The sequence below is a fragment of the Collimonas sp. genome, assembly GCF_044339385.1.
Taxonomy (GTDB): Bacteria; Pseudomonadota; Gammaproteobacteria; order Burkholderiales; family Burkholderiaceae_D; genus Collimonas.
In genome coordinates, this window is record NZ_JBIIVN010000095.1 from 1 (window position 1) to 10,070 (window position 10,070).

Annotated in this window: 11 protein-coding genes and 1 pseudogene; 6 read left to right on the top strand and 6 right to left on the bottom strand. The window is 55.5% G+C overall.

Features of this window, described 5'->3' with window-relative positions; genetic code table 11:
* Nucleotides 1–69: 69 nt before the first annotated feature.
* Nucleotides 70–876, top strand: coding sequence for a sn-glycerol-3-phosphate ABC transporter permease UgpE (gene ugpE, locus ACIQ0R_RS08235; protein ID WP_395826081.1), 807 nt, complete (start codon nucleotides 70–72; stop codon nucleotides 874–876).
* Between the two features lies 1 nt (nucleotide 877).
* On the top strand, nucleotides 878–1,957 hold the full coding sequence (locus ACIQ0R_RS08240) for a sn-glycerol-3-phosphate import ATP-binding protein UgpC (protein WP_395826084.1): 1,080 nt from the start codon (nucleotides 878–880) through the stop codon (nucleotides 1,955–1,957).
* Nucleotides 1,958–2,076: 119 nt separating this feature from the next.
* On the opposite strand, the gene ACIQ0R_RS08245 is transcribed toward ACIQ0R_RS08240, so the two are convergent.
* On the bottom strand, nucleotides 2,077–2,310 hold the full coding sequence (locus ACIQ0R_RS08245) for a hypothetical protein (protein WP_395826086.1): 234 nt from the start codon (nucleotides 2,308–2,310) through the stop codon (nucleotides 2,077–2,079).
* 141 nt (nucleotides 2,311–2,451) lie between these two features.
* On the opposite strand from ACIQ0R_RS08245, the gene ACIQ0R_RS08250 reads away from it, so the two are divergent.
* Nucleotides 2,452–3,279: a ferritin-like domain-containing protein gene (locus ACIQ0R_RS08250; RefSeq protein ID WP_395826088.1), complete on the top strand. Its 828-nt coding sequence runs from the start codon at nucleotides 2,452–2,454 to the stop codon at nucleotides 3,277–3,279.
* Nucleotides 3,280–3,297: 18 nt separating this feature from the next.
* Here ACIQ0R_RS08250 and ACIQ0R_RS08255 read toward each other — a convergent pair whose 3' ends face one another.
* The 3 genes and pseudogenes from ACIQ0R_RS08255 to ACIQ0R_RS08265 form a co-directional block, all read right to left on the bottom strand.
* Nucleotides 3,298–3,543: an amidohydrolase family protein gene (locus ACIQ0R_RS08255; protein ID WP_395826090.1), complete on the bottom strand. Its 246-nt coding sequence runs from the start codon at nucleotides 3,541–3,543 to the stop codon at nucleotides 3,298–3,300.
* Nucleotides 3,524–4,159: an amidohydrolase family protein gene (locus ACIQ0R_RS08260; RefSeq protein ID WP_395826092.1), complete on the bottom strand. Its 636-nt coding sequence runs from the start codon at nucleotides 4,157–4,159 to the stop codon at nucleotides 3,524–3,526. The genes ACIQ0R_RS08255 and ACIQ0R_RS08260 overlap by 20 nt, the downstream gene beginning before the upstream one ends.
* Nucleotides 4,160–4,315: 156 nt before the next feature.
* A pseudogene (locus tag ACIQ0R_RS08265) lies at nucleotides 4,316–5,541 on the bottom strand (CaiB/BaiF CoA transferase family protein).
* 240 nt (nucleotides 5,542–5,781) lie between these two features.
* Between ACIQ0R_RS08265 and ACIQ0R_RS08270 the strand changes: the two are divergent.
* Both ACIQ0R_RS08270 and ACIQ0R_RS08275 read left to right on the top strand, forming a co-directional pair.
* Nucleotides 5,782–6,123 carry a hypothetical protein gene (locus tag ACIQ0R_RS08270; protein ID WP_395826094.1) on the top strand — a complete coding sequence of 114 codons (342 nt, stop codon included), beginning with the start codon at nucleotides 5,782–5,784 and terminating at the stop codon, nucleotides 6,121–6,123.
* Between the two features lie 17 nt (nucleotides 6,124–6,140).
* Nucleotides 6,141–6,701, top strand: coding sequence for a glycine zipper family protein (locus ACIQ0R_RS08275; protein WP_395826096.1), 561 nt, complete (start codon nucleotides 6,141–6,143; stop codon nucleotides 6,699–6,701).
* Nucleotides 6,702–7,026: 325 nt separating this feature from the next.
* Here ACIQ0R_RS08275 and ACIQ0R_RS08280 read toward each other — a convergent pair whose 3' ends face one another.
* Complete coding sequence (locus tag ACIQ0R_RS08280) at nucleotides 7,027–8,376, bottom strand: ATP-binding protein (protein WP_395826098.1); 1,350 nt, start codon at nucleotides 8,374–8,376, stop codon at nucleotides 7,027–7,029.
* Between the two features lie 84 nt (nucleotides 8,377–8,460).
* The gene (locus ACIQ0R_RS08285; RefSeq protein WP_395826100.1) at nucleotides 8,461–9,183 is read right to left on the bottom strand and encodes a response regulator; all 723 of its coding nucleotides are present in this window, start codon (nucleotides 9,181–9,183) and stop codon (nucleotides 8,461–8,463) included.
* Between the two features lie 383 nt (nucleotides 9,184–9,566).
* On the opposite strand from ACIQ0R_RS08285, the gene ACIQ0R_RS08290 reads away from it, so the two are divergent.
* The gene (locus tag ACIQ0R_RS08290; protein WP_395826102.1) at nucleotides 9,567–9,956 is read left to right on the top strand and encodes a Spy/CpxP family protein refolding chaperone; all 390 of its coding nucleotides are present in this window, start codon (nucleotides 9,567–9,569) and stop codon (nucleotides 9,954–9,956) included.
* The last annotated feature ends 114 nt before the right edge of the window (nucleotides 9,957–10,070 follow it).

Sequence of the window (10,070 nt, forward strand, 5' to 3'; positions counted from 1 at the left end):
TTCCATGGTGATCACCTTATATCTCCTGCCTAAAAATTAGACAGGACAAGTAGAACACCTGGGTCAATTTTGAATCAGCACTATGCCCTTTGCTGGGTCAATTTTCGGTCAGCCGCAACAGTCTGCACCCAAAACGCCCAGGAAGCAGCGCAAGCTCCGCTATCGCTGGTGCCTGGCAGCCACTTCATTGAAAACTATGGCGCACTCCTTACCCAGGGTGCATCCGGCAACGTCTCGGCACCGCCGGTGGCGCGCATGCTGTGGGTCAGCCTGGTGTCGGCATTGGCAATCGCCATCGGCAAGATTTCAATTTCTATGCTGTCGGCCTTTGCCATGGTGTACTTCCGTTTCCCTGGGCGATCGCTGTTCTTCTGGATGATTTTCATGACCCTGATGCTGCCGGTCGAAGTGCGCATCACGCCGACCTACCAGGTTGTCTCCGATTTCCACATGCTCAATAGCTACGCCGGCCTGACGATTCCGCTGATCGCCTCGGCCACCGCGACTTTCCTGTTCCGGCAATTTTTTCTGACGGTGCAGGATGAGCTGGCGGAAGCTGCCCGGATCGATGGTGCCGGCCCATTACGCTTTTTTAAGGACGTCATCTGGCCGCTCTCACGCACCAATGTCATCGCGCTGTTTGTCATCATGTTCATCTATGGCTGGAACCAGTATCTTTGGCCGTTGATGATTGCCACCAACCAGGACATGTACCTGATCGGCATCGGCATCAAGACCCTGATCGCCGGCGGCGATTCGGCAGTGGAATGGAATATGGTGATGGCGACCCTGGTGCTGGCGATGCTGCCACCTGGCCTGGTGGTAGTGGTGATGCAAAAATGGTTTGTTAAAGGACTGGTTGACTCCGAGAAGTGATATGGCAAAAGTACACCTAGAAAACGTCAAGAAAACCTACGGCAAGGCGCCGAAGACGGTCGATGTGATCCATGGCATTTCGATCGATATTGCGGATGGCGAGTTCATTGTCATGGTCGGTCCCTCCGGCTGCGGCAAATCAACGTTGCTGCGGATGGTGGCCGGACTAGAGGAAATCACCTCGGGCGATATCGTGATCGGCGACCGCGTGGTCAACCAGTTGGAACCGAAAGACCGCGACATCGCGATGGTGTTCCAGAACTACGCGCTGTATCCGCACATGAGCGTCTACGAGAACATGGCCTACGGTTTAAAAATCCGCGGCCTGAGCAAGGAAGATATCGACGTGCGCGTGCAGAAGGCCGCCAAGATCCTGGAGCTCGGCACGCTACTGCAACGTACGCCGCGCCAACTGTCAGGCGGGCAACGTCAGCGGGTAGCGATGGGGCGGGCGATCGTGCGCGAACCGGCGGTGTTCCTGTTCGACGAACCGCTCTCCAATCTAGATGCCAAGCTGCGCGTCCAGATGCGCCTGGAAATCCAGAAACTGCACCGCACGCTGGGTACCACCAGTCTCTACGTGACGCATGATCAGGTCGAAGCCATGACCCTGGGGCAGCGCATGATCGTCATGAACGGCGGTCGGGCTGAACAGATCGGAACGCCTGCCGCGGTTTACGCCAAACCGGCGACAACGTTCGTCGCCAGCTTTATCGGCTCGCCGCCGATGAACCTGTTGCAGGGACGGCTGGCAGCGGACGGCAACAGCTTCAAAATAGAAAATGCGGCATCAATCGCGCTGCCGCATACACACAACGCGATTGCCGGCCACCACTGCATCTTGGGCTTACGTCCTGAACACCTGCTGTTCGGCCAGCCAGGACTGTCGATGAGGGCGGAACTGGTAGAAGCACTCGGCGCCGATCTGCTGGTGCACGCCTCGATAGGAGATCAAACACTGGTCATGCGAGTACCGGCGGCCACCGCAGTAGAGACCGGACAGCAAATCAGTGCCGGCTTTGAGGCAGGCTCCCTGCATTGGTTTAATGCGCAAACCAGACAGCGCATAGAGTTTTCCTGAGCCGGCTTACCGGCCTCTCACGTCGAGGGCTGGGCTGGGCTGGCCATGCCACTGCCATCAGGTTCTGAACCTTAAGGCACGGCGGGTCGGCTGATCATCAGCAGCGTCGCCAGAAAAATTCATGTGGTCATTGCGGCTAGATTATCCACTTCAATCTTGGCAAACTCAATGCTGCTGTCCATCGCCGTGGTACGGGTGGCGTGCGCGCTTTCGGTGTTGGCGCGGCTCGATATGCTGACCCCAGCTTTCCATATCTGATAACCGTCATGCCACAAATCATCATGTGCCTGCAGCGGCTTTGGCACGATCAGGTATCCGCGATATTCAACGCTGTCACTATTTTGGTCACTCATATTCACCTCTCTTGCTCGTAAGATTTCAATCCTAGCACGAGGCTAAAAGATGCACACAGTCGAGAAATCGTGTAACTTGAACCAAAGTACCAAGCCGAACGTCATACATAGGTCAGTCACAACCACATGGAGAGATTGATTATGCCAAAAGGTCGCCAAGAGAACTCGCATTGGAAAATCGAGGATATTGATTTTCCGAAAATTGATGTGGCTCATGTCAGATCGGATGAAAACCTGTTCTACCTGGTCACCTGCGCCTCGTTTGTCGAAAGCGGTTCTGATCTGTACACACAGAATCTGGTGGATTATTACGGCGACGAGCCAGAAATCTCTGCTTGGCTGCGTAATCAATGGGAAGTTGAAGAATTACAGCATGGACAAGCATTGCGCGCCTACGTCAAACACATCTGGCCGGAATTCGACTGGCCTGCGGCTTATCGCGGCTTCCTGGACGAATATTCGGGCTACTGCAAGGTAGAACTGCTTGAGGCCAGCAAAGGCCTGGAAATGGTGGCGCGCTGCGTGGTAGAGGCTGGCACCGCAACCTTCTACGGCGCGCTGTCGCGTAGCACCGACGAACCTGTATTACGAGACCTGGCGGCGCGCATCGCCCGCGATGAAGTCAACCACTACAAGCATTTCTTCCAATATTTTCGTCGTTTCCGCCAGCAAGAGCATTTGCGGCGCCATAGCATCTTCGGCGCCTTGCGCCGTCGTACGCTAGAGTTGCGCAACGAAGACGCCGCTTGCGCACTGCGTCATGTGCTCAAAACGAGAGAGCCGCAACACGCCAGCGACCCACTGCGGGTGCAACAGATCAGCAGCAAAATGAACAGCATCATCCGCAGCCATGTGACGGCAGAAATGACCATCAAGATGATCATGCGCCCGCTCGACCTGCCGCGCGTGCTGCAATCTCTGGTTGCCTATCCGGCCACGCAAATAATGAACAAAGTGATTCTGCGCTAATTATCCGTACGACGGCCGCTACAAGCGGTAAAAGCGCTGCGCATTCAAGCCCATGACCTGTTGCCGCTGCAGCGCACTGAGCGTCGACAGCAAACTATCGGTAGTCGCGAGCCAGCGCCCATAATCGGCTGCCAGATTGACTACCGGCCAGTCGCTGCCCCAAATGACGCGCGATGCGCCAAACACGCTCAAGATATGATCCACATACGGCTGCAGATCGCGCTCCTGCCAATCGCCCGAAGCCTCAGTGACCAGCCCGGACAATTTGCAATACACTTGCGGCAAACCGGCAAACCGGCAAACCGGCAAACCAGGAGAGTTGCTCACGCCAAGGCGTGACTTCCATCTGTGCGATGCGCGGCTTGGCGGCGTGATCGATGACGATCGGCAGATCAGGGTGAGACTGGGCGAACCGCAACAATGCAGGTAATTGATGCGGCAAAACCAACGCATCGAGGCTGAGACGATGGCGTCGCATGGCTGCGATCGCCGGGGCCAGACACGGATCGGTAATCCAGTCGTCGGCCAGATCCTGCAACATGGGCCGCAGTCCACGCAACTTCTGATGTGTCGCCAATAGCGCAATCTGCTCAACAGCATCCGCCGCCTTCAAGTCGGCCCAGCCGACCACAGCCCGAATGAACGGCGTGTTTGTCGTCAATGCGAGCAGGAACAGCGTATCGGCCACACTCGGCAAGGACTGCACCAGCACCGTTCCATCAATCCCGTACTGCCTCAACAAGGGTGACAATTGCTGCGGCAGAAAATCGCGATGAATCGCCGCCAGTTCGGCCGGTGGCCAATGTCCGCTTCTGTCGGTCAGTAGCCAGAAATGCTGGTGGGCATCAATACGTAACGGAACTGGGGATGCAGGAACCATGTATTCACAGCCTAAAGTTGGTGCAGCAGACCAGGAACGCCCAGCATCTTTCTATTTTTAACGTATGCACAATGGGCAATTGGCTCATTGGCTGGAACAATACTATCACATACAATTTTGGCCAAGCAATCGGAACATGACCGACGACAGCTAGCCTCAAATCACCCCTTGCTGCCGCAACAATTCAATCTGCTCTGGACTGCGGCCGATGGATGTCAGCACTTCATCGGTATGCTGACCCAACGCCGGCCCTACCCAATTGGTCTGTCCTGGGGTCGCGGAGAGTTTTGGTACGATGCCTGGCAAGTCGATAGGCTGGCTGTCAGGCAGCAGGTGCTGTTGGATCATGTCGCGTGCGCGGAAATGCGGATCCTGATGGATGTCGGCCGCGGTGTAGACTTTACTACTAGGGACCTCGGCCTGCTCCAGCACTTGCAGCACGTGCTCAAGATCGTGCTGTGAGGTCCGCTCGGCGATTGCGGCGTCGATCATGTCGTTGTTGTGCGCCCGCCCATCGTTGCGCGCCAGACGCAGATCTTAGGCCAGATCGCTGCGGCCGATGGCATGCATCAGGCGTTTGAAAATACTGTCACCGTTGCCGGCGATGATGACGTAGTGCTCACCGCGCGCATCACTGCGGCAGGGATACGTACTGGATGGCGAAATGCCCGGAAAGCTGGCACCGGTGCGCTCGCGCACAAAGCCGAACTCGGCATATTCGGGAATCAGGCTCTCCATCACACCAAACACCGCTTCATACAATGCGATGTCGATGAACTGCCCTTTACCGCCGTTGACTTTGAGATGATGCATCGCCAGCAGAGCGCCAATCACGCCGTACAGCGATGCTAGCGTATCCCCGATACTCACGCCTACCCGCACCGGCGGCCGGTCCGGATAGCCGGCCAGGTTGCGCAAGCCGCTCATCGATTCGGCAATCGCGGCGAAACCGGGACGCGTGTGATAAGGGCCATCCTGTCCATAGCCGGAGACCCGGACCATGATCAGGTTCGGATTAATTTTCGATAACTCATCCCGGCCCAGCCCCCCCACCCTTCCAAGGTGCCAGGACGAAAATTCTCGATCACGATGTCGGCATCCTTGACCAGGTCACGAACGATCTGTTGAGCTTGTGGTGATTTCAGGTTGAGCGTTACAGACTTCTTGTTGCGACTTTGCGAATACCACCATAACGAAGTGCCGTTATGCAACTTGCGCCACTTGCGCAGCGGATCGCCGTCTCCCGGTGATTCGATCTTGATGACTTCGGCGCCGAACTGACCCAGCAGGCTGGCGGCATAGGGTCCGGCAATCAAGGTACCGAGTTCGATCACCTTGACACCGTGGAGAGAAGATTGCTGATCAGCCGACAGGTTGTTCATTTTTGGAATAGGTTAAAATGTGGTCAGAAAAACAGGTATCGACCATGAATATGCGTATTCTGCACGGCAACAAAAACCAGAATCGCAGTCAGCCGGCCGTCGAACACTATTGCCCCCAGCTTAAACGCGATTAATTCAATTCTGCAGAATTGCCAGCATTTGAAACCAGAAGTAACTCCTTTTGGCAGATGTTGAGGCGGGGATTATGATTAAATCACTGATAAATGTGTAGGACATATCATGAAAAAAATTGCGCTATTTGCACTCGCAGCAGCAGCCCTGATGGCAACCAGTTCGGCCAGCTTCGCTTATGGCTATTACGGCCATGGCGGTTTTTATGGGCCGCGGGTTGGCATCACCATCGACGGCCCGCTGTATTGGGGGCCACCACCGGTATACTACGCCCCGCCGCCGGTATACTACGCACCTCCGGTATATGTCGCTCCAGAGCCGCAGACGTATATTGAAAAAGCGCCCGACTATGCATATTACTGCCCTAGTCCAGCAGGTTATTATCCGCAAATTCCGCGCTGCCCCAAAGGCTGGATGAAGGTGGCGCCGAACGATTCTCAACCTAGATAAGCATAAGGCGGTGTGTGATGATTAACGGAACAACAAAAATATTCGCGGTGTCCATGGCCGTGCTGCTGTCCGGCTGCGTAACCGCGCCGACCGGTCCCAATGTCATGGCGTTGCCTGGCTCAGGCAAAAGCTATGAGCAATTCCGTAATGACGAGGTAGATTGCCAGCGTGCTGCGCAGGACCGGATAGGACCATACGCTCCGCAGGCAGCGGCAGACAATGCCACAGGCAGCGCGGTCGCCGGGACAGTGATTGGCGCCGCAGCCGGTGCCCTGATCGGCGCCGCCACTGGCCGTGCGGGTACTGGCGCTGCAATCGGCGGCGGCGTTGGTTTGCTGGCCGGTACTTCAGTGGCGAGCGACTCTGCATCGCGCAGTAGTTATGGCTTACAACGCCAATATAACAACGTCTACACCCAATGCATGTATGCCAAGGGAAATCAGGTTCCGGTCTCTGCTGGCTATGCCAACAATCGCCGGCAATATGCTCCGCCGCCACAGTATTCAACACCGCCTGACTACTATCCGCCACAACGCGGCAGCAGCTACGGGCCGCCACCGGATTACGCCCCATACTAATCTCGGCAGACCACAGAAAAAACCTGTTTCGCATAACACGAAACAGGTTTTTTCTATTCAAACTCAACTCAACTCAACTCAACTCAACTCAACTCAACTCAACTCAACTCAACTCAACTCAACTCAACTCAACTCAACTCAACTCAACTCAACTCAACTCAACTCAACTCAACTCAACTCAAGGCAACGCAACTCAAGGCAACGCAACGCAACGCAACGCAACGCAACGCAACTCAAACTCGTCTCAGCTAAGATTGACTAGCATTGATTTGCTGAGTCGCTCCTGCAAGGCACAGGATCAGAATAGTTGATCAAAATTCCTTGTCTAGCCCCTTGCGGGCAAACGCAACGTCGCTTCCAGACCGCCCTCCGGATGGTTGCGCAGTTCCAGTGCTGCCCGATGGTTTTCTGCGATATTGCGGGCAATGGTCAATCCCAGCCCGGTGCCGCCAGTATCTCGCGAACGCGATGTCTCCAGCCTGAAAAAAGGATCGAACACGGCTTCCAGTTGATTTTCCGGAATGCCGGTGCCGCCATCACGAACCGTAATGACGATATCACCACCGTCGCGCACCAGCCTCAGCCGCGCGTAGCGCCCGTACTTGGTGGCATTGTCTACCAGGTTGGTCAAGCAGCGCCGCAGCGCATTCGGCTGGGCCACGATTGACGCACGCGTGCTGCCTTCTAGCGTTACATCCTGCCTGGCATCGATCGCATCAGAGCAGATGCTGTCGAGCAGCGAATCGACATCCAGCATTTGCATCTTTTCTGCCGAATCCATACTCCGCGCCAGATCCAAACCTTCGCGCACCATACTTTGCATGACAGCCAGATCCTCCAGCAGTTTATGACGCAACTCGCCGTCACCGACTTTTTCCAAGCGCAGGCGCAAGCGAGTAAGCGGGGTTTGTAAATCGTGAGTGATGGCGGCCAGCATGTGGGTCCGATGTTGTATCTGGCGCTTGATACGCGCTTGCATTGCGTTAAATGCGGCTGCGGCTTGCCGTACTTCGGTCGGACCGCTTTCATCTAGCGGCGGCCGATCAATATCTCTGCCCAGGCTACCCGCAGCGTTGGCCAGATGCTGGATCGGCCGCGCCGTCATTTTGGCCACCACAAAGGCCAGCATGCCGATCAGCAGCAAGAACAACGCGAAGTATGGCGAGCGATAAGGCAGCCCCGCCGGGCCCCCCGACGCTCCTCCAGGTTCGCGCATCAAGCGCATCTTAACCTTGAGCAAGGCGCCGTCTTTCAGACTAACGTATACCGCCTGACATTCATCCAGGCGACGAAAATCCGGACTGCGGCGATCGCGCAGCTTGCAATCCGTGTGTTTGGACACGATCACGGTGCGATCGCCGCCGAGCCGATTTTTCAGAAATTCGGTGAGCGTCGGATTGTCGTCAACAGCATGTTCGGTATTGTTGACGAGGCTCGATTCGAGGCCGAGGTTCTCGCCGGTGCGCAGCACTACCGCACGTGTTTCTGGGCCGACGTTATCGATCGAATAAACAATTTGCTCGACCCGTTCAGCGATCCGGAATTCATACAACTCCTTAAGTGCCTTGCGTCGCTCATTGTCGGCCAGCCAGCTGGTAGTGCCGGCCGCGACCAGAATACCAGCCAGCAAAATCAGGAACACCCGGTTTGCCACCGAGCCAAGAAAATTTCTCACGAACGGCATTCCTTTTCTACTTCCGCCGCGCTGCCGGCAAAAGATGTGGCTGATCTGACTGAAATGCCTGATACGGTCGGCGCATCATGACTCAACTGTCACCGTGGTTGCCAGCACGTAGCCTTCGTTGCGCACCGTCTTGATGATCACCGGTGTGCGTGCATCGTCGCCCAGCTTCTGGCGCAGGCGGCTGATCTGGATGTCGACCGAACGGTCGAACGGATCGGATTCGCGGCCCTGTGTCAACTCAAGCAACTGATCGCGGTTGAGCACTCGGTTAGGATGATCCAGAAATACTTTGAGGATGCGGTATTCGGCACCCGACAACGCCACCACCAGACCTTCGTTGTTGACCAGGTGGCGGGCGATCAGATCCAAAGTCCAACGACCGAACTGGATCTGCCGGGCTTCCGGCGAGGCCATGTTCGGCGGCAGCGCCTGAGTACGGCGCAGCACGCTGCGGTTGCGGGCAAACAGTTCACGCGGTTCGAACGGTTTGGAGAGGTAATCGTCGGCACCCATTTCGAGGCCGAGGATGCGGTCCAAGGGTTCGCCGCGCGCCGTTAACATGATCACCGGAATATTTGAATCGGCGCGCAGGTTCCGACACAGTGTCAGGCCGCCTTCACCGGGCAAGGTCAGGTCAAGCACGATCAGATCGACCCGCGCTTCCGACAATACTTTGCGCATGTCGTTGCCGTTGGTGGCGATCAATGTGCGAAAACCGTTGGCATCCAGGTATTCGGCCAACAGCGTGCGAATTTCGTGATCATCATCGACCACCAATATGTGAGGAGCAGTTTCCATATGCGTGAGTATCCTAGTAACTGCGGTTGAACCGAACATGCGCGACCAACTGATACGGCTAAATAAAAAATGTCGATACGCATGATAAAGGACAAAACAGGAAAAAAACGACGAAACATCTCCTGTTATCAATTTCAACACACGCAGGTAGCAACATCGTCACCTGCTGGCGTTTTCTGGATTATGACAATTCAGCGCAAGAAAAACGATAGTAATTTGTATATTGGCATATCTGCCATCGGGATCGGCACGTTGCGATACAAAGCAAACTCAATGCCATACACACAGATACAAAGGCGGGGGCCATGAAAAATCGCCGACACACCATCGCGGTTCAATCGGAACTGTGCAAATTGCACTCATATTCATGGAAGGATTTCATTATGTTCACGCCTCGCACAAAAATATTGATCGGCGTTACTGCACTGACTGTTGCCGCCATGGGCGCGACCGCCTACGCACAGCAAACTGACAGCCCTGCCGGCCGCCATACGCCAACACCGGAACAGCAAGCCAAATTTGTCGCCAACATGGCAAAGCGGCAGGCAAAATGGCATGACGACCTGCAGATCACCCCTGCCCAAGAAGGCGCGTGGCAGACTTTCCTGGGTAAGATCAAGCCGGTCCGTCCAGATGGGTCACTACAGCGCCCGAACAAGGAAGAGTGGGCTAAGCAAACCGCTCCTGAACGCCTGGATAGGCAGATGGAATTCATGAAACGCGCCGAAGCCCGTCTGGCTGAGCGTAGCGCTGCCGTCAAAGAGAGGATGTAATTAGTTTTGTGTAAACGTGTTGCGGCTGACCGAAAATTGACCCAGCAAAGGGCATAGTGCTGATTCAAAATTGACCCAGGTGTTCTACTTGTCCTGTCTAATTTTTAGGCAGGA